Below are 25,505 nucleotides of genomic sequence, written 5' to 3'. Positions count from 1 at the left end.
CTGCACTTTGCGGAGTGCGAAGTCTTTGAATGGGGTATTGAACTTATAGGTGAACTCATCAACCCGATCTGGACTTACAAAATGCCGCACGAACTTGCGACGACCAACGGCCGGACGGCCATGATGTATTTTGGTGGAACCCCCTGGCACGGACTTGGCACCAAGCTCGACGAACCCGCCACTGCCGCCGAAGCCATCACCAAGGCAGGGCTGAATTTTGGGGTGGCCTTGAAGCCACTGCAAACTTGTGAAGGTACTGTAGTTCCTCAGCGGCAAGCCGTCGTGCGAACCGACTCCAATTCCGTCCTGGGTGTCGTCGGCAACAGCTACCAACCCGTCCAGAATCACCAATGCTTCGGATTCTTAGACGCGATCGTCGCTTCCGGCGAATTGCGATACCACACAGCGGGAGCACTCGGCCGAGGGGAACGGATCTGGATGCTTGCCAAGCTCCCCGGTGAAATCCGCATCAAAGACTCCGCAGATGTGACCGAGAAGTTTCTCTTGCTCCACAACAGTCACGATGGGACATCTTCGCTAAGAGTTTTCTTCACGCCGATTCGCGTTGTTTGTGCCAACACCTTGGCTATGGCCGAAACTCGTAGTCGCGGCAGTGGCGTCTCCATCGCCCACAAAGGGAATCTCACGAGCAAAATCGCGGAAGCTCAGGAAATTCTCGGCTTCGCCAAACGGTTCTACGATGATGCCGAGGAGAAGATCAATCGACTGGCGAGCTTTTATCCGTCACGAAAACAGTTGGAAGACTATTTTTATTCTCTGTACCCAGATTCTGATGATGTCAACCGGCTACGAGCACGAAACATTCGTAGAGAATTATTTCGCCTGTTCGAGTACGGTCGTGGTCAAGGAATTTCTGAAACCAAACTTACCGCTTGGTCGGCCTTCAACGCGGTGACCGAGTTCGTCGACCATCATCGTCAGACTCGTGGACGGAGCTACTACGACCGAGCGAGTGCCCGGCTCAAATCGGCCTGGTTTGGCTCCGGGGCCAAACTCAAGGGCGAAGCCTGGAAAAACGCCTTGGCGATGAGCTCTTTCAATTGACGCAGACCAGCAGCGTCATCGCCTGTTCCTACGAGTATTTGTAGGAGACATCCAAACTCGATACCTTCACGGAAAAATTACCATGCTCAAAATCAATATCGGTCTCAGCCGTAAACTCTCCGAAAATTTCAACTCCCACGGTTTTAGCCTCAATCTGGAAGGCGAAGTCTGTGTCGACTTGAGAGACACCGAAACGGTCGTCGAACGCATCCAAGAGTATTACGACCTGGCTGATGAAGCCCTGAACCGGCAGATTGAACGGTATGAAAGTGAAGTGGCTATCGCCGCTCATGACGAAGCACCCACCCCCGAAAAGAAGCCAGTCGCTGAGCCGCCAGTTCCACGTCGAGCCCCGGTCAACCGGTTGCCCGCCAATGGGAGTACGACCGGCGAACCGGCCACCAACAAGCAGATTCAGTTCTTGTTGAATCTCAGCAAGCGACAGGGACTCTCCAAAGGCGAACTTGAAGATCGCATCGCCGAACAATTCGGCCGAAAGGCGACTGTCTACGAGCTCACCAAGAAGGAAGCAGGCCGAGTGCTCGACTCGCTCATGGCCGATGCCACGACGGGAACGCAATCCTAGTTCGTCACTCAAGTCACTTGAAGGGAGGAGCTATGGCGATCGATCGCTTCCACTGGAGTTTTTCGGCGATCAATCAGTATTTGCGGTGCCCGCTGCAATACTACTTTGAAAGGGTGTTGCGGCTACCTCAACTGCGGGTATCGAGCGATCTGGTGCTGGGAAGTGCGATCCACGAAGCCTTGGCGTTCTATCATCGCAAGGTTCAGCTGAAGGGGGCCACAAATCTCAAAGAACTGGAATGCCTGTTGGAGGCAGCTTGGCGAACTCGGGAGGGACGCCAGGGGTTGCTCTTCAAGCGAGGTCAATCACGCGAATCCCAACTCGCCCTGGGCAAAGCACTACTGGCGACGTATCTGCGGCATCCCGCCCCGGAAAACATCGTTGCCGTGGAACGAACGTTTCTCGTGCCACTCCAGAATCAGCAGGGCGAGTATCTCGAAACTCCCCTGGTGGCCGTCATCGATTTGTTGACGGGAACTGAAGGAAGTCTCGTTGTCCACGAATTTAAGACCGCGAGTCGCTCCTATTCTCAAGGCGAGGTCGACAGTTCACTCCAAGCCACCTGCTACAGTCAGGCGATCAGTGAAGAGTTTGGTACAGGTCCCAAAGTGGAATATGCCATCCTCCTGAAAACAAAAGTGCCCCGACTGCAGCAGATTTCGACGGTACGAACGGAAGCGGAACGAAGAAGGTTGGGAGACTTGGTGGCGGTCGTCGAGAAAGCTGTCACTGGCAAAGTTTTCTATCCCATCGAGACGCCACTCAATTGCAAGAACTGTTCTTATCGCAGTGAGTGTCGGCAGTGGAAGGCACCGAAGCCTGTTATCGAAAGTCCCGTCCACCAACTCAATGGAAATGGTCGATGCTTACCGAACTAGGAGGGAAGGGGGGCCGCGTTTGTCAGCCCGCCTTGGAGGGGACCCTGCGATGTCCGTTGATCATTCGTCCGAATAGCGAAGATGCGATTACGGGAAATCTCTTAGGTGTGCTTCAGGCGATTGCTCCCCGATACTGGTTGCCACATCTCCTCAATGAGGGTTTGGGCGTGAACAGGTTTCGGACACAGGTCTACCGAAATCTGCGGATAGAGCTGTGGCAGCGGCAGCCTACGATGCCCAAACATCTCTTGCCCTGGACTGAAGGTTCGACGGAGGTCGACGTCGTGATCCGCTGGGAGAATCCACCGACGACCATCTTCTGGGAGATGAAATACCGCTCCGAACTCTCGGAAACCACGACCCATAATGTTGGCAGCAAAGGTTATCCGTCGGATCAATTTATTCGCAATATTCGAGTGGGGCTTTATCAGTGCGGGTGGTACGACGAGCCGAAGCTGTTTGAGATGCCAAAGCGGGATTTTGTAGTGCTGCTGGTGAGTCCACAGCCGCAGACGGAAATCGTCGACAAATACCGAGACGCGCTACAGTTAAAAGGCTCCATTCCGCATGGTGAATTGCTCAGCGCGTTGCCGAACAGACCTTTTGTGGGACAACTGAGTTACCAGAATGTGATAAATTTACTCAATGATCAAAAATATACGATGAATTGGAATGAGCGAAAGTTAGTGAATCAATTGGGTGAGTATTTCGCGCTTAAGCTATCCTCGGGAGACCCCCATGCATTGACCTACAGTAACAGTTGCTTAAGTTAGCATGTTTTACCGTGAGTGATGAGTGGTCGTCGACCAGATAAGTTTACAGGAGCGCAATAAACTGCGCTGCCTTTTTAAATCGAGGTGACCTACGATAGTTCGTCCAGAATAAACTGATTTCTTATCGGCAGACCTAAGCACGTGGGGCGGATCACTAAATCAATCATCGCTGCAAACACTTATTGCCTATCTCACAAAACTGGATCAGGAATGCAAGCTTTGTCGAAGCAAGAAAATTTTTACACGTAAATATAGAAACAAGCATGCCAACAAACCTGATCCGCATTAGATAATTGGTTGTACCTATATTTTACTTTCGGCCCGATACCGAAGTTACTTAGCTGAGAATAGAATGTTCTGATGTTCGTCGCGGAAAGTATTTTCTTTGGCATGTGTGTTGGGCTTTCTCTTGCGCTCACCGGCGGGGGCGGTTCACTGCTCGCCATGCCGATGCTCGTCTATGGCCTTTCACTACAACCGTCGGAAGCCAATGGCATCTCGCTCGCCGCGGTGGGAGCAACGGCACTCGTAGGTGTCGTGTCCAATTTCGACACAAGACAAATACAACTTCACGCGGCTACTATTTTTGCCATCGCGGGGATGATCGGTGCGCCACTCGGGATGTGGGTCTCTCAGAGCATTTCCGAAGTAATACTCTTAGCGTTGTTCAGCACGCTTATGATATTTGTGGCTTTGAGAATGTGGTTTAAATCCTCGAATCAGTCCGCCCACTATGGTCAAAGTCGAGGTCAATTTGAAGAGCATTTCGGGTTCGACCTGACATTGCAAGCAAATTTGATATTGGTTGTCGTGGGCTTCGTCACGGGGGTTCTCTCGGGAATGTTTGGCGTTGGCGGAGGCTTTTTGATTGTTCCAGCACTCGTCTTTTTCACAAAAATGCCGATTCATAATGCCGTGGCAACTTCTCTGCTGGTTATCTCGTTGATAAGTATTTCGGGAGTCGCCTCGCATTTTGTTGCAGGCCATCCAATCTCAGTCGAAATAGCCATGCTTTTTGCTGCCGGTGGGATTGGCGGCATGTTCTTGGGAAGTGCCCTCAGCAAGAGACTGTCCACCCAGCTGATGCAGAAAGTCTTTGCCGTTGGCATCACTGCTCTGGCAGTGATGATGATCGGCAAAACGCTCTTATCTTAATCTTGCCGAGGCATGGATTCAGAGCGAAGTGGTCGATCGCTGCGAAATATCAGCGGTTGCTTGTGTCGCTTGATTTGTCGCTTCATGAATGGCGGTGATCAACTGATCCCTCGTGTACACTCCGCGAAACACAATCGGCTGATATGGATTTCCGCCCGGGAAAATGGCGATGACGGGCACACCATTGCTTTTCAGGGCGCGTAAAGTCTGTTCGATCTCGGGCGGATATTTCGTGTTGTCCGCAAACATGGTGACGACATTGTTGGAGCGTATCGCATCTTCAACCGGCTTCGTATGCAGCACCGTCTTTTCCAAGACCTTACAATTCGCGCACCAATCGGCCCCAAAATCGACGAGCACCGTTTTGCGGCTCTCGACGGCCAGTTTATTCAGCTTAGAAAGCGAGAACGGTTGCCAGGCTGCAGAATCGTTTGTTAGCAAGGGCGCGAACCACGCAAATGAAAACAAGCAACCGGCAACAATGATCGCCGCGGTGTAAGCCCAGCCACGATACTTCTCGACAGTTGTCGCCGTGGTGGGGATGCGAGCGAAAAACCAACAAGCGAGTGCGAGTGCCGTGAGTAGGCAGAGTGTCGGCAAGAGATAGTGATTCGGCAAAATCGAGAGCAAAAAAATCACCGTGCCGATCATCACGAAACCCATGAGCTGCTTGAAGGTGATCATCCATTCACCCGGTTTAGGTAAAAACTTGACGAGTTGGGGAAATGCCCCAATGAGCAAATAGGGCGACGCCATTCCCAGACCCAACACAGTAAAGATGGCGAAGGTAGTGGGTGCTGCCTGGCGGACGGCCCAGCCGAGGGCGATGGCCATGCCTGGTCCCGTGCAGGGAGTGGCGAGCAAAGTCGTGAAGACACCTTTGAGGAACGCAGCTGAGGGCCCCTCGGCATTAACTGCTTGATGGGCTGCGCCACGACCAACCGTTTGCGGAACGGGAATTTCCCAGACGCCGAGCAGGCTCAGCGCCATCACAAACACGATCGAAAGCATAACGACATTAAACGCTACGCTTCCGAATTGCTCTCCCCAAGAAAGCCCAATTGTAATGGCCAAAAGTGCAAGGATCCAAAAGACGGATACGATTCCCAAGGAATACCAAAGATTGAGCGTAAATGCTTGCTTGCGACTGTACCCTGCCTGCTGGACAAAACTCATCACCTTGAGCCCTATCACAGGCAACACACAGGGCATCAAATTCAGAATCAGGCCACCAACGAATGCCAAGGCCAAGTTTCGTCCCAAAGACGACTCGCTGGCAGACTCCTCAAAGCGAATGGAGGACAGATCGTAGTTCTTGGCCGGGGCAGAGAATGATGCCGAGGTTGGTGATTTAGGTGTCGCTGGCTGTTCTTTAATGTTGGCAGGGTCTGCAGTCTCAACGGGAACGGCGGGGTCATCCGTGGAAACATCAAGCGGACCAATCGGCAAAGCACGGCCAAGCTTAGCAGAGAATTTTAGCTCCAGTGGAACGCACATTTCTTTGCAGGCTTGGAGCGACACTTTGCCTTTAATGGTCAGCTTTGATAAATCCACACCCTCTGAAATATCCAGAGGGGCGTACCAAGTGACCTTTTTCGAGTGTTCCTCGATTTTTAAGCCTTTCCATGCCGTGTCATCCACATGGACATCCGGGGCAGGAAAACCTGCGAATTTGCCAGCCAATTTGTAGTCGCTTGATTTCTCAAGGGTGATCACAGTTGGCTGAGGCCCGCCCTCAGGCTGGGTCACCGAGAACACATGCCACTTCGGCGCGATTGTGGCCGTGACCATCAGTATGGCCGGCTTGTCTTCAGTCGGTGCAGTAAATCGCGCCTTAAGCGACACTTGCTGAGCCGATCCCCCTCCCAAGCCAAGCTGGGAATAGCCTGGGAGAGCACTCAGCCAGATGAAGCTGGCTAACAGAACAGCCGTGAGTTTGCGTGCGCGATGATGCGCAAGAAACCGAGTAGGCATTTCGTACATACTCCAACAACAAATAATATAGGGGGCTTCGTAGCTAGATTTGCCAGGTTGGCTCGGCTTGGCAGGAAATACATTCGCTCAGATCATCGAGGCTCGTTGAGGCAAGCACTCCTCGTTTCACACCTTCAGCATCTTTGTAAATTGACTGGAGCAATTGACGGCCGGGTGAAGTCATTGGATCGACGTTTTTCTCTTGGAGGTCACCTTCGAATACGTCGATGACATCGGCCAACGATACCTCCACCGGGTCACGTGCCATGCGATAACCACCCGAAGCTCCACGCGCACTGACCACCATGCCACTCCTTTTCAACTGTTGCATCACTTGGAGTAGGAAAGGCTGGGGAATTCCATGTTGTTCGGCGATTCGGCGGATTTGAATCGTTTCACCTTGAGCGTAGTTACGGGCCAGCTCAAGCATTGCAAGGCAGCCGTACTCTGTTCGTGCCTGCAATGGCATGATTTTTCCGGGTCTTAAATGTGGCAAGGATTAATAAATGACATCGGGACACGTTGTTGTCGACGCGAGATTCATAGGGGAACAATTTAAGGTAAATATCGAGAGTATTCGCTCAGCCCCCATCCCCGGCAGTGCTTGGCTGCATTTCTTCCAAAAGCGAGTTGACGGCCTCTTCGAGTTTTTCGCCGCGCAGACCTTTGAAACGGATTGTGCCCTCGGCATCGAGAACATACACGGTTGGAAATCCAGTTATGTTGAGTGCAATTTGAAAGTCGCCTTTATCGTCGACCCACCAGTGATTCCAAGGCATTTCGGTTGTTTCAAGGAAAGTTGTAAGGGCTTCTTTTTCTGTGTCGCAGCTCACGCTGACCAAGGCAAACGGCTTATCAGCCAACCTCTCGACCATCTCTTTCTGATGGGGGATCATAGCCACGCAAGGACTGCACCATGTGGTCCACACATCGAGCACGACCACTTTGCCTCGGAAATCAGAAATACTCTGTGTGCTACCTTCCAAGGTTTCGCCAGAGACTTCGGGCAAGACTTTTCCGATGCCGAGCATCCGGATTTCCTGAAGTTGGCCTTTCGCCCAATCTCGATACGTTGACTTTCGGATGGGGTGGAAAATTACCCCGTCCATGTAACGGTCTTCAATCATCGACTCTAGAATTCGTTCTACTTCAGGCTCATCACCACGATCCTTGTACAAGTTCGCAAGCTTCATGCCAGTTCTTGCCTTGACGATTGGATCAAGAGTCTTATTAAACAATTCTATGTAGAATTCTTCAGTCGCGGGCACCAAGGGAAGCTTGGCAAGAACATCCTTCATGCCAGGGTTGTTGTAATGATGCTCCAATAGCATCGGTATCGGTTCAACCGTCATAGGAGGATTGCCCGGAACTATGCTCGGAATATCGATCAGCGATTCCATGTATTCGTCCACTTCGCTATAGCGGGCGAGAAAGGCAAGTGCCTGAAATGAAGCTTCACTTTTAGGGTCTTCGGTGATCACACGCCCGAACATCGGAATGATCGCTTTCGGCTTCGGCTGCTTCTTCATGATCTCTGCAATTTCTTCGTCGCTTGTGGCACACACCAGAAGATCATTGAAACGCACACAAGAAGCCCGATATTGTTCCATAATCGAATTGACCATAGGCAAACGATTTGCAGTGCTCGCACCGGAACTTTTTGCCATAGGCACCAAGGGGCCTCGCTTGGCAGCCTCTTTAGATGAGAGAGGTACGCCGTTATGCGATTCTTCAGCCTCGTCAACCTTAGAGGGAGTCGAAGTACCGACAGCTCTCGCTGGGGCCGTTGCAACGGCGGGATTGGCTGGAACTGCCGTGCCAGCTGGCGATGCGGTAGCAGCTGGGGCGACGGTTCCCGGCGTACCCGCTTCCTGGGCAGTCACTTGAGCCAAAGACATGAGCAACAATGCTGAAAAGATTAGGGTCTTCATCAAACTTTCCTTCGGGAAGAATATTTATTCAGGGAATGGTGAATAATTCACCAAGCTATGAATTTGGTGTTGCTTGTCTCAGCTCAAACTTTACCAGGCTAACAAGTTGCGAGTTTATAAAATGCCGTTGCTGGCCAACGATTGGCCAGCAACGGAAGTAGCCAACGATCTCCATTTTTAGGCAATCCGATGGCGAGAGAGTAGCCCGCAACCGATCATCAAACTGACCAAAGCCAATGAAGCGGGTTCGGGAACCCCAATGACCGTGACATAATCTAGCCGCACACCTGCCGCAAAAGGACTGGGTCCTCCGACAGAACTAACGTTGTTGTAGGTGTTCCCGTCACCGGCAACAAATGTGAGACCGGCACCTGAGGAGACATAATCGCTTCCGGCTGGATCCCAAATAGGGAGAATGCGGAAGCCAAAAGTGGCGTTGTTGTCGACACTTCCGCTGGCGAAGGCGTAACCCATGCCCTTATTAAAGTTGGCTGCGGCGGTCGAGCCGGCTTGAGTCGAAATAATGGTAATGAGTCCTGCGTCGTCAATCGTTGCCGTCGTTACACCGGTTCCCAAAGCAGGATTTATCGCGGATCCTCCCGAAACGTTTGCATAGCTTGAGCCATCGGTTGTGAATTGCAACTGCCAGTAGCGACTCGCACTTTTTTGCACGAGCATGTCGAAGCTGATCTCAATATCGTAACGATTGGCCGTGCTGGCTTTAAAATCCCAGCCTTTGGCAAGGTTAGCTGAGGCGGGTGCTGGTTGTGATGTCAAATTCATGATGCGATTGGTTGTTGCGACGGGGTCGCTTGTTGTACCCAAATTCTGTGTGGCGGAACCAGAATTAGTCGAACCGAAGTAAGCGATCGTGCCTGTGCCCGTGGATGGGAACAGGTAGGTTCCAGTCGGTGTATTGTTGTTGAAGTCCCATTGCGTAAGGATTTCCGCGTTTGCAACCAACGGCAAACTGGCAAGCAATGTAAACAGTAATCGTGATGCAAGTCTCATGTACTCATCTCCTCAGGCTGAATTGAACTGTCGTGCATTAGCGCCCACAAAGTTCTCTCGGGAATAAAAATGGCTCGTCGAGCCAACGATTTTGTAGCTATCCATTTCTCATCAACAGCGTTCAACAATCCCCTGACGCCGACGAAAACACAAACGTGAGAAAGCAAAAGAACTCATAACAATTGAAATTAGACTACTAGGTTCGGGCACTGAGACAACATTTGCCGTCAGCAATGGTGCACCGTAATTAGCCTGCCAGAGGGCCAAGTCTCCAGGAGTTGTGCCATTCGGCGAACCTCCGCGTTGCCAAACCAGAAAATCGCGGCCATCAACATCGCCATCGTTGTCGAAGTCTCCGGGTAATCCACCGGAACCAGGGGTAAAGTTCAACACTAGTTTGTTGGCTGAACGAACAAGCTCAAACTTATCGCCGGAAGTTAGTGAAGCTCCTAGAAGACTAACGTCGATGCCAATCGCACCCGAGGCACCGGTGCCCTGAACGTATTCGCCAAATTCAAAACCGTTAGCGACACCTACCCCATTGAGTTGAAGGTTATTGCCACTGGCTAATGTGGCGATGTCCCAAGTGGCAGCAACTGAATCGCTGAAGCCAGCGATAGCGGTGAGGTCGAGCGTTGCCCCGGTGACAAAATTGGCGATGCCGGCACCTAGCGAGAGATCGCTGCTAACCGTTGTCGTACCTATGTTAGCTAAGATCGAGCCGCCGTTTCCAACTGTGAAACCACCGACTGTGAGTGTCCCCGTGCCCGCGCCAGAATCACCACGCAAGCTGCCCCCGCTCAAAACAGTCGCTGATCCAGGAATCGTGCCAGTGCCTGAGAGTGTGGCTGAGCTATCGACAACATAATATCCGGTGCCAGTATTGAATCCACCGATGCGTAATTCACCGGCTTTGACATAAGTGTTGCCGGAATAGGAATTAGCTGCGGTCGTTTCGAGAACTCCGCTACCTGTTTTAACCAAATCGTAACCCGCGATTCCAGAAATCACCCCGTTAAGACGTGTTTTATCAGAGGCAATGCCAACCCCTTTGGTCACGTTGAATTCACGAGTTTTGAGTGGCTGGTCCGTCGCTGTTCCGAGACCTATTGGATTTTGGAAGTTGACCGTCGCATTGGATTTCAGCGATCCGAATTTCAAGGCGTAGTAACCGGCTACAAAGGCTGGTGCATCCCAGTCGACCTGTGCTGCACTTCCCCCCAGATCAACCGTGAGTGAATTGGCGGGGTTGGTGGTGTAGGCCGAGAAGCCCCCGCTGCCGACATTCGTCGAGTTAAGTTCCCCCGCACTCGGAGCACTGCTGCTGCCCCAGGCGATTTCATTCGGGCCTGTTCCTAAGGGGAGATTAAACGACGTATTGCCATTACTTACGTCATACTCCAGGGTACCACCGCGAAAAGCTATACGTGCATTTGTGGGGACGAAATTGGCACTTGTCACTCGAAGCACGCCACCACCCAAGTTAAGATTCTGCGCAGTGGCAAACGCAATTTGGTTTGTGTTGCCATTAAGAACCACAAACCCTTGGCCACCGATATTGAGTGCGGCGTTGCCAGCCGTGGTATGAGCATTGGCAATACTGCTGCTAGTGATCAGGCTTGTTGTCGGATTCAAGACCACGAGCGCCCTGGTGAGCCCGGCAGAGCTATTGTTCAACAAACTACCGCCTGTGACCATGAGATCGTTCCCACCTGATAAGGCCGTGCTGTAGGTGTTAATCGAACTGGCACCTAATGCATAAGTGACACCTGTCGCTCCGGGCTCGAACACGACAGAAGCCAGGGGATTCGTGCTCGCCGCAAGATTGACAGTTCCCGAGGTGGCACGATTGAGCAAGACATTGCTACCAGACACCGCCCCACTAAAATCACCGGCAAATGCTGTCGTGGATGCTGCTTTAATGCCCCCATCATAGGTAGCCCATCTTCCTGTGATCATTGCGGCCGGCGATTCATTCGATCGCTTAGTCACCATTGCCCAAGGGGTTGTAGTAGTAGTGCTGGTGGATAAGACGCCTTCGCGGATATTGGGAGCAGTCGTGAAGGTAAGCGAAGGGGCTCCGACATCGCCGATGTATCCCGAACCGATATTCTCAAGGAACATCATCGTTCCGGGAATAAAGCGCGAAAGCGAACTGAAATTGGTACTCATAGATCCTGCACCATTTGGCACAGTGCGGAAGTAAACATCTCCAGCTCCAGCCGCAAGGTTTCCTGTCATCCCTGAAAAGGTTGTCCCGGTAGCCGCACCGCGAAGTTCAAGCGTCGAGCCACCACCAATCAGCGCGATTCCACCGGCTGTAGTGAATCGTTGGGCATTAGGATTGCCTGCCGAATTATCTAAGACGAGCGTACCACCACGCATTGTCGTGAACGCGGCGACGGGGGGATTACCACTGTCCGTGTTCGAGTTGGTATTCACGGCCACGGTGCTGCCCGTTAGTAAAAGTCGTGATCCAGAACTAACGCCAACGATGCCGATGCCCGTCGTGCCAGAATTGCCACCCAGTAGTAGCGATGGATTTGTTCCATCTCCTAAATTGAAGATCTGATCGCCACCACCAGCCCGAGTGAAAATGCCTGGCAGCCCAACTGCAGTGCTAAAGCTGCCGTTGACTCCAGAGGTCAAGCTGCCTGTTCCCGTGAGTGTCCAACCGCTTGCAGGTGCCACGCCAAGATTGAGCTGCTGAATAGTCGTTGCCGAATTGAGAGCCGGGAGATTGTAAACTGAAGAATTTGGCTGCGTGAATTGTGCCAAAGCAGAAACGCCGGGAGGTCCTCCCGCAGGGTTCCAGCTAGTTGCCGAAGTCCAAACAGAACCCGTATTGTTCCAGGTATATGACTGGGCTCGCGCGGTGGCACTCAAGACCACAAAACAGCAGAGGACAGCGAGAATTTTGGTGCAAGTCATGTTGTGTATTAAATTTCCGCGCCCAAGGGAGCGTGAAGCGTCGATCTCAGTTCTTAGACTATTCGATATCTCTGGTTTCACCGCCTGCAGGCGTAACAATCGACCAAAAGACAACGCTGTCGATATCACTGTTAATGGGACGGCCACTGCCGTCGGCCATGCCTGAATTCATGCTGTTCACGTGGACTGCTTGGAGCAATGTACCGTCGGCGTCTTGCGCCGAGCTCATGCCAGTCTGTATCGGTGGATCAATTGCTCCAACGAGCGCATTCACTTCTGCCGCGTTGTAATCTGTTCCCCAGGGCTTGTCAGGAACATTGCCCGCTGGTTTGTTTGTCCGACCAATCTCAATCATGGGTTCACTTCCTTTTTGCATGGCGAGTGAACCTGGGTGTGCAAATGTTGCCGCATGGCGGCTTGCAATGCGATTAGTACTCATACCCCCTGAGGTGCTGGGAAGGTCCTTGGTTGTGGCACGTGCCGTAAAGGATGTTCGGACGGTCAGACCATTAGCCAAGCATTCGGCAAAGACTTCCCCAAAGGCTAACGTTCGAGACGTGCCGTCAGAGACTCGCGACAATTCAGGATTATTTGCAAAGAGATTTCCATTGGAAACGTAGTTGGTCAAGTTCGTTCCGGTCGAACTCTCACGCGTAGAGTCGCTAGGGCAAATGAAAATCGGAATCACGAGGTTCGTGCCGACGGAACTGGGACCGCCACTTCCAGCGGAAAAAAGTTGGCGGATCGTTGTTTCTTCAATGTAGGGGCCAATAGCCATTTGCAACGCAAAGATCGGGGGCTTGCCGCCAGAGGACATGTTGTCCAGTGCATCAGGAAGACGCTCTTTCATGGCACCAGCATAATTATGGGTCGCTAGTAAGACCTGTCGAATTCCGTTCTGGCATTGCGACCGTCGCGCCGCCTCACGAGCCGCTTGAATGGCTGGCAGCAGTAACCCGACCAGAACACCAATAATTGCGATGACGACCAGTAACTCAACGAGCGTGAAACCATCTCTGCGACTCTTCATGAGAAACTTCATCCAGTGTGCGAAAGTGCCCCGGGGACTTCAAATGACGGCGTGAAGCCTGGTCCAATCTGGCTGGTCAACGCACAGTCAAATTGCCTGTCGACCTATCAGGTTGTGTCCGGCACATGCTGGCAAGCAAGCAGCATGCCAAAGAGCAAAATTCCTTTAGAATTGCTGTTACAACCGGCAAAGGTCACGTAAAAGGCTATCTAATTCGATTCTTACCGCTAACCGAATCAGGTTGATAAGCTTTCCAATGGCGAGGAAATATCGCCGTGACATATCAATGGCCATTGATATTTCACGGAATAAATGTTGATTCCGAGGCGATTCCCTGGTATTAAGTAGCAATATAGAGGAGATTTCCTGATCGTAAGTGTTTTACGGCATGAAATTTGGAGTGAGCTAGCACAGATTTTGAAGCTAGCACTGTGATATTTCCAGGCCATGTTCTCAGGAACGTATCGCCGAGGAATTTAGTTCTGAAGGGTTTTATCGAGTTAAGGGCAAAATTGCGATGGCTAAGCCAGAGCACTCTGGAAAGCCGTCCCTACTTAATTCGTTTTTCAACATGTGGAGCTGTTCTTGAATTCGCTTGAGATGTTTGATGGCGACTCTGGCCCAAAGAACGGAGATGTTCTCCAGGCGGACTTGTGGCGTGCAGTCAGCGATTTTGATGGCATTGATCAAACGCTCTCGCAGATTGCCGGAATCTTGAAGCAGCAAGTTCCTTTTGATGTCCTGCTCGTACGACAGTTTGACGCCGAACGGGCAACTCTTGATACCGTCTGGCTTTCGAACAATGCGAAGCCAGGCGCAACGGAATTGTCATCGAGCGCCATGCATGATCACGCTGAACTCAAGAGTTTTACGGCTTGGAAGCAATCAGCGGATCACGTACATCATCCCGACGAAGATGTTCGCAGTCTTGCGGCAGATCAGACGGAAGGTGACGCATTAGTCGGCCCTATTCGCATGAGCGATGGAACCTTTGGGGTTCTTAAAGCCATGACTCACCAGAAGAATGTCTTTTCTGGAGCGCATGCCGAGTTGCTGGAAAGAGCGTTGCCTCCGATTGCAGTTGCTTTAGTGAATGACCGTCGCCGACAGCAAATTCATGAGCCTGTTGGTGATTCAGCAGGAATTGATCGCAAGACCTTAATGGCGCGGCTTGGTGCCGACTTGATTGATGACGGTGTCGTCGGTTTCGATGGGGGACTGAGATCGACGATGGAACGAGCACTTCTCGTAGCTCCTACAACTGCCCCAGTATTGCTCTTAGGTGAGACTGGTTCTGGCAAAGAAGTCGTTGCACGCACAATTCACAGGCATTCTCCGAGAGCAAGTGGCCCGTTTCTTCGCGTGAATTGTGGAGCGATCCCTCGCGATCTTATCGATTCCGAGTTCTTCGGACATGAGCGAGGTAGCTTTACCGGTGCCATTACGACGAGGAAGGGTTGGTTCGAGCGTGCTGAGGGCGGTACATTGTTTTTGGACGAGTGCGGCGAACTTCCACTCGACGCCCAAGTGCGATTGCTCCGAGTCCTTCAAGATGGCACTTTTGAGAGGGTTGGTGGTGAGAATCAGATCCATTGCAACGTGCGCATCATCGCCGCCACAAATAGCGACCTCCACACGATGATGAAGGAAGGCAGATTTCGCGAGGATTTGTGGTATCGACTGGCCGTGTTTCCCGTGCGGATCCCACCGCTTCGTGAGCGGGCCTGCGACATACCAGTTATGGCGAACCACTTTGCATCGCGTGCTGCTGCCAGGCTGGGTCTCGCATACTGTCATCTGACTGCCGGCGATGAACAACTTTTGGCCGAGCATATTTGGCCGGGGAATGTTCGAGAGTTAGCAGCGGTTATCGAACGGGCAGCCATTCTAGGAGAAGGTAAGTTTTTGGATATTGCCAACGCTCTTGCATCATCCGTGCGCGGCATCCCTGACACGAGTCGAGATGTTTCGCTAGCCAATTCGACGAACACCGGTGCTGATTTTGAGCCTTTGGACTCCGCAATGGCTCGGCATATCAAGGCAGCGTTGCGTAGATCAAAAGGAGTTCTTGAGGGACCAGAAGGAGCCGCCAAATTGCTCGGACTTAATCCTCACACATTGCGATCGCGAATGAAGAAATTGAAGATTGAATGGCATCATTTCCGTCAGCCGCCAGGTCGATAACAGGCCGTTGATTGTCTTTGATTGGAATCGTATCCAGCATTAATTACTAGACTTAATAAGCAACAATGACGACAAGGAACTCTTTTAATATGAATGCTGCTCACTGTTGCTGCGGCCAGAGACTAGCGATACGAGATGACCATCTCGACGATTCAGTTCTTTGTTCATGTGGCAACTTTGGCGTAAAGCTGCATCAGAACGCCGCGCCAACCGAGAAATTGAACAAGCCACAACAGGCATCCTATAGCTTGTGTGCACTTTCAACCGCATTCGATCGGGACTGCAATGATGGAAACATGATGCACTGGCATGCACTGTTAACCACGCATTTGGTGGACCATCCCCAATGCTTAAATGGTCATGCGAGACGAGGCTCGATACGACTACGAGCGGGCGATTTCCGGGGAGCGGTTCAAGATATTTCTCGAGCAATCGAGGGAGGACTTTCTGAATCGACACTTTGGCGGTTGCGTGCGAAGGCATACTTTGGCATGGACTTGTGGGATGATGCTCGTGCAAATATCAATCGAGCCATATCGCTCGACGATGGAGACTTGCTCAACTTTGCCACCCGCGCTAAAATGCTGCTCAAATTCGGTGACTATCCCGGGGCCATCGACGACGCAAACTGTGTGCTCCGTTTGAAATCATGGCCGTCTGTTACATTAACCAGAGCCCAAGCACGCCTGAAATTGGGTGAGCTTGCAGGCTCAACTGATGACTTTAGAACTGTGGTTAAAGTCGACGAGCAAAATGCTATTGCGCATTTTGGGCTCGGGGTTGCTCTCCTCAACCAAGGACAATTGGAAGATGCGAACGAAGCGCTGAGTGTTGCGATACGCCTTGCACCTGATTGGCCTGATCCGTACGAAAGTCGCGGACACTGTCATCGTGCCTTACAGAATCGAGCCGCCGCGATTGCCGATTACAGTGACGCCTTGCGGCTGGCTCCCACGATGTCGGAATCACTGATCAACCGTGGGCTGACATTTGCTGAATTAAAACAATTCGATCGAGCGATTGACGATTTCAGCAGCGCCTTGCAATTGGAACCAAATGATGCTCGCATTCAAACGCTCAGAGCACAGTGCTGGATGGGAAAAGGCAATGGCCAAGTTGGCATTGCTGATTTTACTCAGGCCCTCGTCCTCGGACCTATGGCAACGAGTGTCTGGCTTGCTCGCGGATATGCGTACATGCAAGAAAAACAATACGTACCTGCCGCCGCCGATTTCTCGACGGCCATTGAGTTGTCACCGCAACTGGCTTCCGCGTATTTCGGGCGTTCGCTGGCAAGACTCCATCTCGGTCAGGATGAATTAGCCGACCATGATCTGGAGCAAGCCATCTTGCTTGATCCACTTGAACGAGATCACTATCTGATAAGCCGTCTCTTATCTGAAGCGCTTTTACGTGTCGATCAAGAAAGCTACGGTTTAGCAGTCGACCTTTGCGGAAAAGCTATCGAGCTGAATGCCTCACCAGTGTCATGCTATAGCATCCGCGCCATAGTCTATTGGTATTCCGGGCAACTTGTTGAAGCCGTAGAAGACTTTTCTCAGATGCTTGCTCTGGAGCCGCATTCTTACCGTGCGTACAACGGTCGCGGGCAAGTCTATGCAGAACTTGGCGAATATCACTTGGCAATTGACGATCTTGACAAGGCAATCAAGCTTTGGCCAGCGGATAAGCCAACAGCTAGCGAAGGGGCCTATGCACTCAGCGGACGCGGTCTGGCTTTTGCCGGATTGAACCAATTTGAGCGCGCCTTCCAAGACCTCGAACAATCAATCAAACTGCGTCCAGGAAATGGTTGGGCATACTACAATCTTGGGCTTGTCTACGACAAGCAAGGCGATCCAGCAAATGCAGTCCCTTGCTTTCGACTCTCGCTAAGAATGGATGCGCCAGCACTACCGCCGAAAAAACGTCGCCGTGCTCAAGCTTACCTTGCCGAGCATGACGAGACCTCTACAAGAATGCCGACAACAAACAACCCCGTTAACGCAACTGTTGAGAAGTAATCGCGAGGGAAGTACAAGTTTCAAACATAGCTGTTTTTTGTCGGATAATTGTTCTTTAATTTCAAACGCAGATAGAGCGCTGCATCGTATCCTACAACACGCTGTACTATGCGTACTCTAACTTATTTTCTATTACTCGCTTCTTGGTCTCTACAAATGCTAGTATGCTACGCATCGCAAAAGTCGCTATCCGAGGACCAGGTGAACGCCTTTGCAGAACTTGCGATTCTCGGTATCGAAAAGGAGTTTCCCAACAAACCTTTGGATGTGGTACTGGGAAATGAGTCGATTCTCTCGCCGCGGGAACGACACCCAGTGTTCTACGGATGCTTTGACTGGCATTCATCTGTTCACGGCCATTGGATGCTAGTGCGCCTATTAAAATCTTATCCCGAAGCATCAACGGCGCAACAGATTCGAGAACTACTAACGCGTCAATTCACTGCTGAAAAACTTAAGGTCGAGGCTTCTTACTTTAATGTTCATGAAAATCGTAGCTTTGAGCGAATGTACGGTTGGGCTTGGACACTACGTTTAGCAGCGGAGTTGAAGACTTGGGATGACCCGCAAGCCCAACAGTGGGCTCAATTCTTACAACCTTTGGAACAGAGGCTTGTTGTGCTGACAAAAGAGTATTTGCCATTGCTTACCTACCCGATTCGTACAGGTGTTCATCCTGACACCTCGTTTGCGCTCACGCAAATCCTGGACTATGCACGCATTACGCACGATGCCGAACTTGAGAACCAGATAATCAATTACGTTCGCACTAAGTACCTGAGGGATCGTGACTATCGCGCGACATTTGAACCCTCAGGAGAGGACTTCTTTTCACCAGCACTGAACGAAGTTGAGTTAGTCCGCCGAATATTGGCTCCCGACGAGTTTGCCGTCTGGCTCGATCAATTCCTGCCCGATATCACAGATACGGAAAGCAGTTCCCATGCACTTCTCAAACCTGTTATTGTTTCTGATGTCACTGATCCTAAGATCGTCCATCTGGCGGGATTGAACTTGTCGCGGGCTTGGTGCTTACAAGGCATTCTCCAGAATTTACCCGCAAACGATTCTCGCCGACCGATACTGGAGTCATCATTGGCTGAACATCAGACTGCAGGACTGAGCTATGTATTCAGCGGCCACTACGAAGGCGAACATTGGCTCGCAACATTCGCGGTATATTTGCTCGATGAAGTCGGAAGGGTTTCTCCTTGATTCTCTTCAATGCATGGAATCATAGGGGAAGCTGGTTTATCGATTGGCTCTGAGCCGAGATGATCAACGCTTACGACCGTAACGATCTTCTCCAGTTGGCGGCGCACTTGTTCTGCTAATTTCTCGTCGCCGACGACAGAAAACTCCATGTAGGCGAGTCGATTGTCTTGGCATTCCTCGACCTTAAGTCGGTCGATATTGTAGCCCCGGGCTGAGAACATCCCAGCCACATGAGACAACACTCCGGGAACGTTCTGTACTAATGCTGAGAATAAATGGCGGTTCATGGACTGACTGCCTTTACGGATTTGGAAGGAAACACTTGCACAGAGTCGTTCAGGTGCAATCAGGTTCGCTCCGATAGCTCTTGTGAATGGTAGATTGTCATTTTGAGCGGGGGTGAATAGAGATGAAGGGTCACCAAGTCGGCCGCGTCTTGCCGATTGCTGATCACGTGAATGCCAGTATCGCTTGTGCTGCAGATGTCGTCTTTGTGGTGCTCGACCTCCTGAACAATCCGCACTTGTCCTAGGCCCGTTTTCTCGTAGATCGACTCAGTGGCAATTCCGTCGACGATTCGTACCGCACAATGCGAACCCGGATGATCGTGAATGGGTGAGCTTTGTCCCGCGCGCCAGCAGATGACGAGCAATTGATACCATGGCGATTTCGAGAAGATCGTCCGTGCGTAATTAGCGTTACTAAACTTGCAAGCTTGGATTAGTTCTTCCCGAGTCACAGCCGCTTCACGAAGCAGAGCCTCCATCTGAGAGAGTTCTGCGGGTCCATTCAGACCGTCCATTTTGCGAATCAACTTGACAAGACCCTTAAGCATCGAAATGCACCTGCTTAATCATGCTAGACTCTCTACCCAACACTCATTCATTTCTACCACCATTGTATCGAAATTAATTCCACTAGTCTGGAAGCTTTCTGTCTACAGATCAATTTAGTCCCTTCAAAGCATACCAACCTGATCAGGTTCATATGTCTCTAAATTGTTTCACGGGCTTGTTGACACTCATTCGATTGCCGATGACGATGCAGTTGCGATGTAAGCAAAAGTGATTTTCATAAATCACTCTATGGGTTCATGATCCGTTGAGGGAAGTGAATTACGAGGTAAATAATGATCTATTGCAATAACGCAGCGACCACTTGGCCTAAACCAGAACTCGTTTATCAAACCGTGGACGATTGCTTTCGCAATATGAGCAGCCCAGATCGCACGTATTCGGCTGAAGGGGAACGCGATTCCTCGGCTATGCAGAATTGTCGACGTGAGATCTCCGAGTTCTTTGGAATCAGGGATTTCAATAGGCTCGTTTTAGTACCCTCATGCACATATGCTCTCAATCTCGCGATTCTTGGACAGAAATGGTCCGCAGGAGACGGTGTCATACTTAGCGGCCTGGAGCATCATGCAATCTCACGACCAGTACGCAAGGCTGCCCGTGAGCACGGGATCGAATACTTCATCTCACCTTATGATGAAGGCAATCCCATCGATCTCGATTACGTAGAGAATGTCATTAAACAGAATCGGATTAAACTTGTCGCGGCAACGATGGCAAGCAATGTCACAGGGGATATTTTACCAGTTGTCGAGTTGGGGCAAATTTGTCGGCAACACGGGATCATGTTCTTGGTCGACGTTGCCCAAGCAGCAGGAGTTCTACCCGTCGACGTGGAATCGCTGAATGCCGACATGTTGGCGTTTGCTGGTCATAAAGGACTCTTCGGGCCACCAGGCGTAGGAGGCCTTTATGTGCGCGAAGGCATCAACTTAAATACGCTTGCGGAGGGAGGAACAGGGAAAGACTCGGGCAAACACGCTATGTCGGGGAGGTATCCGTCGAATTTCGAGGTGGGTACACATAACTTGATGGGAATCGTTGGAGTGACAGCCGGCATACGCTGGCTACGGCAATATGGTATAGATGATGTCCGTCGGCACGAACAAGCGATCACCGAGCGATTCCTCGCAGGCCTCAGCGACATGCCTGGTATTCGCATCTACGGGACACAGGATCCTTCCAAACGCACCTCTGTCGTCTCCGTAACAATCGAAGGCACAAGCCCCCAGGACGTCGCGGAATGGCTAAGCGTCGAGCATGGCATAGCGACAAGGCCCGGATACCATTGCGCACCTTTAGCTCACGAAACGATTGGCACGCTTCCCGGCGAAGGAACTCTCCGATTTAGTTTTGGCTTATTCAATACGACTGAAGAAGTGGATTCGTTGTTGGGAATCCTCGCCGACGTTCCCCGGACTGTGCCGGCTTAGTCAGCCGGCTTAGTCAATTTGCCACGGGGAGCGTCCAACAGGAATATCCTCCACGGGAAGGTCTCGCCGGCAATCTATCAACCCGCTTTACGAAGCTCTTGCGTCGTGGGAGTCGATACTTTGGCAGGCACAGCCTTCATACGAGACTTCCAAGCTTGCGCAATGCCTGGCAAGTCCTCCGCACCCACGGGGATCTGAATACTCGAACCCTCAAGAACCTTACCAAGCGGCTCGTAGCGTCCACCAAGATGCTCCGCCAGGAAGGCCTCGGCAATCGCGTTGAAGGCCATGCGATTGGGCTCCCGCGAAAATCCATGACCTTCATCGGGAAACAGCGCGTAAGTTACAGGTATTCCCTTAGCTTGCATCGCGGCAACGATCTGGTCCGCTTCAAGTTGTTTCACACGCGGGTCATTGGCACCTTGGCCGATCAACAGTGGCTTCGATATTTTTTCTACCTGCGTCAAAGGGGAACGCTGGAGAAGGTCAGCACGTCCTTCTTCGGTTGTAAAATCTCCCATGCGTCGCTTTAGAACCGGCAGGGAGCGAGTCCAGTACTCAGGTATATTTTGGAGGAGCGTCACCAAACTTGATGGCCCGACAAGGTCAACTCCGCAGGCAAAGACGTCAGGCGTTTTGGTCAATCCAACTAATGTCGCATACCCGCCATAACTACCTCCCATAATCGCAACTTTATCGGGATTTGCGATTTTCTGTTCAACGGCCCAGTTGACCGCATCGATCAGATCGTCGTGCATTTTGCCCGACCATTCCCCATTAGCGGCGTTCGTAAAGTTCTTTCCAAAGCCCGTTGATCCGCGATAGTTTACACTTAACACCGCATAGCCACGATTGGCCAACCATTGGTGTGTTGCATTAAATCCCCAACCGTCGCGAGTCCACGGTCCCCCGTGCACATTGAGAACCAATGGTAAGGGCTTATCTGGAACTCCATCACCATCGGGATCGCTACCCGCGGGGAGGGAGAGGTACGAGACAAGATTCAAACCGTCGCGACTCGTAATAACAGGCGAGTGCATTTTCACAAACTCGTAGCCTTCGAGTCCATCACGACTGCTGAATAAATAAGTCGCTTTCGATTTATCTCGATCATAGAGATAGAACTTGAGCGGTCCGTCATCGAGCATATACGCTACCGTCCACAACTTGTCGTCCAAGGTGCGGCCCGTTATGACCATCTCTCCTTTATCGACCGAGGCCAGATAATCTAAGTCGGGTTGAATCGATTTGTCGAGCACTTTCCATTCATTACGCGTGTAGTTAAAGATGGCCGCTTGCAGGGTCTTCTCCGTCGGGTGAGTGACAATACCGCCAACATCCGCGCGGGAATCTTCAACAATCAAAGTTTGTTTGCCAGTTTCGAGATCGATAGCGAACAAACCGCCCGTGTCACGGTTTCGGCTATCCTTCATATAGAGAATTTTGCCAGTTTTATCGAATCCGGCGGGACCCGTATTCATCGCGTCTTCTGGACCGGTTTGCATGAAAAGCTCCCACTCAGCGCCTTTACCGGTTTTTCCTGCTACCTTGGGCTTGAATACAACTGTTCCACCATCCGGTGTGAAGTTCGAGGCAAAGCGAACATGGAAATCGTCGTCTACCATATACGAGGCCATGCCCTGATTCTCTTGCAGCAACTTCCGCTCACCCGTTTCGAGATTCACTTGCCACAGATCGTGTAACTGTGGAATGCGGTCGTTTAGGCCGATGAGAATTTCATCCGGAAACTTTTCACTCGATCCAGCGATGCGAGCATGGACTTTTTCGAGCGGCGTTAAATCTTTGCTTTCGCCAGTGTTTACGTTCGTAGCATAGACATGCCAATTCTCATCTCCCGCCCTATCCTGTGAATGCAGGATGTACTTGCTTGAGTAGGACCAACCAAAGCCGCGAATATCGCGATGTTTGTCGTTCGTGACAGGTTTCGCACTTTCAAGATCATCAATCGGTGCGAGCCAAACATTCATAATCCCATCCACGGGGGCAAGATAGGCCAGCCACGTGCCATCGGGGCTTACGCGCGGATTCGCACGCTGTGGATTGCCAAACAACACCGCACGCGGAATTAGGGCTACCTCAGACAAGGCTCTTATCGAACTTTCAGCAAAGACATTGCCTGGAATACTTGCGAAACTCGAAATGACAATCGCTACAGCGACTGTAAATATGTGTTTGCTGACGACACGGCAATTACAGATCCAATAACAAAGAAACATCTGGCTCTCCGCAAAGCTAACTGAATGCTGGAGCAAGCATTGTTTCCTGTCGTGGTCTACACTTCAAGCAAAGCGAAATGTTTCTTAACGAACTACTACAAATTTTTTCTGCTCATCAATCCTTGATAGATGATCAGCTTACATGGATTCTCTTCGAAAGAAATGTTCGCCTGAGCAACACCGTTCTAGTTGGGAATCTTAGGCGACTCAGCAAGTTTTGATACTGCCTATCGCAATAATCGCCAAATCCTCAACTGCGAAATCGTTGAGGACCAGGCTCTTGCGATGCTTGTTAAGGAACTCGCGAGCGTACATCCTGCGGATCAGCCATGGATTGGCTCAGCCAGAGACCTCCAGGACGTGCTTGTCGGTTTGGCCAAACTCAAGGGAACGGCGTCGTTATCGAAATTTCTGCCAAAGTCAGCACGTGATATCAGCATAGCGCTAGGCGAACTGGTGGACCCCCTTAAGTCGTTTGGTGTTTCAATAGCACAACTTCCCCGCAGATCGCACCTACGCCCTTGGTCGATTTCGCAAGCGAGCTGTGAGCTTGCAAACGAATCTTTGCAACACTTAAAAGCAAGGAGAAGTTGATGGAAGGCGTGCCAGACAGTCCCCGCACATATTCAGATAGCGAGCAACTAGATTCAATCTGTCAGACATATGGACTCATTACCTTTCGCGATCCCATGGGTGAACTCTACGCAAGAATTCCTGACGATCCGGTGCAACAGGTTTGGTCATTCAAGACAGGCAAGCAGCGCGTTTTAGCTTGGCTATCCGAGAAGTACTTCGCAAAGTATGGAACGGTGATTTTGCCAGCACAATTAACAGCATTTTTTAAAGTCTTGGAAGGAAGGGGCTATCAACAACACGAGATGAATTTCACTGATGAAGGGCAGCTTGTCACTCACATCATTAATCAGCCACTACTTCAAGTTGTGGTCAAGTTTATGGAATCCAAGGAAAGTAGCTGGGAAGGTCTCACTTCGGTTTTGCTAACGGAACTAGAAGCCTTTGCTGAAGAAAACAAGATATCGATCAATTCGATGTATTGGCCCTCAATCACACGAATGCTGACTCAACGATTGAACACGTATCAGCACGTCTTGGCACAACTAAGTATTCGATACGAACATCTCCATAAAGTAGATGGCAGTCACACCAAGCTCCATTGGATTCCGAAGAGTGAAAAAACTGACGATCTTGATACAGAACAACAACATACATCAGCCCATGAGGCCCAAAGCTCACGCAGCTCTGCAGCTTTTGGAAGTACTGAAGCAACTGACGTTAATGATGAACAGACTCAAAGAGAGATCATCATAGAAACCATCAAGAAAATGATTAACAGTCCGACAGGAGAGAATCATGATCACAACTAATTTGTCACGGTATGCACCCGAAGACTGGGACAATGACATAATTGGCAACTGCAAAATAAAGCTGCATTTCAAGCAACAAGCGATTGCACTAAGAACTCAAGAATTGTCTGAGGGTACTAATACGCTTGTCTATGGCGAATTCGGCACAGGTAAAAGTTCCACCATACGATTTTTCGTCAGATGTCTACTTTGCGAGGAGCTTGACATAAATACCGTAAATCCTATGTGCGGCGGCAAATGCTCGGCATGTAGGGACGATGCTGCGCGATATGGAGAGCAAGGTTTAACCAGGCATAGTTTGACAAGTGCTTTCAACTACATGCCCATCGACTGCATGACAATCAAAGACAGCAACGAGCTGATAGAAAAAGTACGCTACATGCAAGACTTCGATGGTATCCGAATTGTCCATTTGGAAGAAATTTCTCGACTTGTTCATCGTGGTCTTGATGAGGTTTTGCTAGGGCCTCTTACAGATTTGAACTACATGTGGATAGCGAGTGGAGCCACACTAACAGATTTGGACCCTGCGTTTCTTGATCGCTTCCCCGCAAAACTTAAAACCTCATTGCCATCGCTAGAAGGAACCTCTGGATGGGTCGTTCGATTGTGCTATCGAAACAGCATTCAGTTCGAAGCCGAAGCTGTTCTGCGATTGGCAGAACTTTCGAACTGCATTTGCAGAAAGGCGTTAAAGCCTCTCATTGTATTGAGTGCTCTCCCAGTAAGCTCAAGGAAATTGACGCTTGAGTTTGTCGAATCCTTCACGTTTTAACCAAGTTGTCGAATTTCGACAAAAATGTTTTTGTAATTACTTATGTCTAGTATTTAAAAATGGG

Annotated in this window: 20 protein-coding genes; 11 read left to right on the top strand and 9 right to left on the bottom strand. The window is 50.8% G+C overall.

All coding sequences use genetic code 11. The features are described 5' to 3' along the window. The first annotated feature begins 81 nt into the window (after nt 1-81). The 5 genes from SH678x_RS20440 to SH678x_RS20420 all read left to right on the top strand — a co-directional run bounded on the left by SH678x_RS20440 (nt 82) and on the right by SH678x_RS20420 (nt 4,457). A complete protein-coding gene (locus SH678x_RS20440) occupies nt 82-1,065 on the top strand; it encodes a DUF932 domain-containing protein (RefSeq protein WP_496920312.1) in 984 nt (327 codons plus the stop codon). Between the two features lie 82 nt (nt 1,066-1,147). Continuing rightward, entirely contained in the window at nt 1,148-1,651 is a 504-nt protein-coding gene (locus SH678x_RS20435; RefSeq protein WP_496920311.1) for a hypothetical protein, read from the top strand. A gap of 32 nt (nt 1,652-1,683) precedes the next feature. Beyond that, a complete protein-coding gene (locus SH678x_RS20430) occupies nt 1,684-2,529 on the top strand; it encodes a RecB family exonuclease (RefSeq protein ID WP_496920310.1) in 846 nt (281 codons plus the stop codon). Next, nucleotides 2,514-3,302: a hypothetical protein gene (locus tag SH678x_RS20425; RefSeq protein WP_496920309.1), complete on the top strand. Its 789-nt coding sequence runs from the start codon at nt 2,514-2,516 to the stop codon at nt 3,300-3,302. The genes SH678x_RS20430 and SH678x_RS20425 overlap by 16 nt, the downstream gene beginning before the upstream one ends. Nucleotides 3,303-3,662: 360 nt before the next feature. Continuing rightward, nucleotides 3,663-4,457 (top strand): sulfite exporter TauE/SafE family protein, encoded by a 795-nt coding sequence (locus SH678x_RS20420; protein ID WP_496920308.1) that lies wholly within the window; start codon nt 3,663-3,665, stop codon nt 4,455-4,457. An 18-nt stretch (nt 4,458-4,475) separates the two neighbouring features. Here the strand turns inward: SH678x_RS20420 and SH678x_RS20415 are convergent, their stop codons facing one another. The 6 genes from SH678x_RS20415 to SH678x_RS20390 all read right to left on the bottom strand — a co-directional run bounded on the left by SH678x_RS20415 (nt 4,476) and on the right by SH678x_RS20390 (nt 13,334). Next, complete coding sequence (locus SH678x_RS20415; protein WP_496920307.1) at nt 4,476-6,431, bottom strand: protein-disulfide reductase DsbD family protein; 1,956 nt, start codon at nt 6,429-6,431, stop codon at nt 4,476-4,478. A 43-nt stretch (nt 6,432-6,474) separates the two neighbouring features. Further along, nucleotides 6,475-6,900: an RrF2 family transcriptional regulator gene (locus SH678x_RS20410; protein ID WP_496920306.1), complete on the bottom strand. Its 426-nt coding sequence runs from the start codon at nt 6,898-6,900 to the stop codon at nt 6,475-6,477. Nucleotides 6,901-7,012: 112 nt separating this feature from the next. Continuing rightward, nucleotides 7,013-8,362 (bottom strand): TlpA family protein disulfide reductase, encoded by a 1,350-nt coding sequence (locus SH678x_RS20405; RefSeq protein WP_496920305.1) that lies wholly within the window; start codon nt 8,360-8,362, stop codon nt 7,013-7,015. A 177-nt stretch (nt 8,363-8,539) separates the two neighbouring features. Further along, a complete protein-coding gene (locus tag SH678x_RS20400) occupies nt 8,540-9,373 on the bottom strand; it encodes a PEP-CTERM sorting domain-containing protein (RefSeq protein ID WP_496920304.1) in 834 nt (277 codons plus the stop codon). Nucleotides 9,374-9,484: 111 nt separating this feature from the next. Next, entirely contained in the window at nt 9,485-12,304 is a 2,820-nt protein-coding gene (locus SH678x_RS20395) for a beta strand repeat-containing protein (protein ID WP_496920303.1), read from the bottom strand. 58 nt (nt 12,305-12,362) lie between these two features. Then, the gene (locus SH678x_RS20390; RefSeq protein WP_496920302.1) at nt 12,363-13,334 is read right to left on the bottom strand and encodes a DUF1559 family PulG-like putative transporter; all 972 of its coding nucleotides are present in this window, start codon (nt 13,332-13,334) and stop codon (nt 12,363-12,365) included. A gap of 585 nt (nt 13,335-13,919) precedes the next feature. Here SH678x_RS20390 and SH678x_RS20385 point away from each other — a divergent pair. The 3 genes from SH678x_RS20385 (at nt 13,920) to SH678x_RS20375 (ending at nt 18,757) form a co-directional block, all read left to right on the top strand. After that, complete coding sequence (locus tag SH678x_RS20385; RefSeq protein ID WP_496920301.1) at nt 13,920-15,518, top strand: sigma-54 interaction domain-containing protein; 1,599 nt, start codon at nt 13,920-13,922, stop codon at nt 15,516-15,518. 89 nt (nt 15,519-15,607) lie between these two features. Further along, a complete protein-coding gene (locus SH678x_RS20380; protein ID WP_496920300.1) occupies nt 15,608-17,542 on the top strand; it encodes a tetratricopeptide repeat protein in 1,935 nt (644 codons plus the stop codon). Nucleotides 17,543-17,743: 201 nt separating this feature from the next. Beyond that, nucleotides 17,744-18,757 carry a DUF2891 domain-containing protein gene (locus SH678x_RS20375; protein ID WP_496920299.1) on the top strand — a complete coding sequence of 338 codons (1,014 nt, stop codon included), beginning with the start codon at nt 17,744-17,746 and terminating at the stop codon, nt 18,755-18,757. Here the strand turns inward: SH678x_RS20375 and ilvN are convergent. Together ilvN and SH678x_RS20365 are read right to left on the bottom strand one after the other, a co-directional pair. Continuing rightward, on the bottom strand, nt 18,685-19,044 hold the full coding sequence (gene ilvN, locus SH678x_RS20370) for an acetolactate synthase small subunit (RefSeq protein WP_496920298.1): 360 nt from the start codon (nt 19,042-19,044) through the stop codon (nt 18,685-18,687). The two genes, SH678x_RS20375 and ilvN, sit on opposite strands and share 73 nt — an antisense overlap. Before the next feature lie 59 nt (nt 19,045-19,103). Continuing rightward, the gene (locus tag SH678x_RS20365; RefSeq protein WP_496920297.1) at nt 19,104-19,592 is read right to left on the bottom strand and encodes a cysteine dioxygenase; all 489 of its coding nucleotides are present in this window, start codon (nt 19,590-19,592) and stop codon (nt 19,104-19,106) included. Nucleotides 19,593-19,886: 294 nt separating this feature from the next. Between SH678x_RS20365 and SH678x_RS20360 the strand changes: the two genes are divergently transcribed. Continuing rightward, nucleotides 19,887-21,044 (top strand): aminotransferase class V-fold PLP-dependent enzyme, encoded by a 1,158-nt coding sequence (locus tag SH678x_RS20360; RefSeq protein ID WP_496920296.1) that lies wholly within the window; start codon nt 19,887-19,889, stop codon nt 21,042-21,044. 77 nt (nt 21,045-21,121) lie between these two features. On the opposite strand, the gene SH678x_RS20355 is transcribed toward SH678x_RS20360, so the two are convergent. Then, complete coding sequence (locus SH678x_RS20355; RefSeq protein WP_496920295.1) at nt 21,122-23,149, bottom strand: S9 family peptidase; 2,028 nt, start codon at nt 23,147-23,149, stop codon at nt 21,122-21,124. Between the two features lie 725 nt (nt 23,150-23,874). Between SH678x_RS20355 and SH678x_RS20350 the strand changes: the two genes are divergently transcribed. Together SH678x_RS20350 and SH678x_RS20345 are read left to right on the top strand one after the other, a co-directional pair. Further along, nucleotides 23,875-24,666 carry an AICE-type RepA C-terminal domain-containing protein gene (locus SH678x_RS20350; RefSeq protein WP_496920294.1) on the top strand — a complete coding sequence of 264 codons (792 nt, stop codon included), beginning with the start codon at nt 23,875-23,877 and terminating at the stop codon, nt 24,664-24,666. Continuing rightward, nucleotides 24,653-25,441, top strand: a complete 789-nt coding sequence (locus tag SH678x_RS20345) for a Cdc6/Cdc18 family protein (protein ID WP_496920293.1) — start codon at nt 24,653-24,655, stop codon at nt 25,439-25,441. Before SH678x_RS20350 ends, SH678x_RS20345 begins: the two co-directional genes overlap by 14 nt. Nucleotides 25,442-25,505: the final 64 nt, after the last annotated feature.

It is taken from the genome of Bythopirellula superficialaquae (assembly GCF_059632245.1).
The sequence above is the reverse complement of the archived record's forward strand: the minus strand, read 5'-3'. Positions and strand labels throughout refer to the sequence as shown.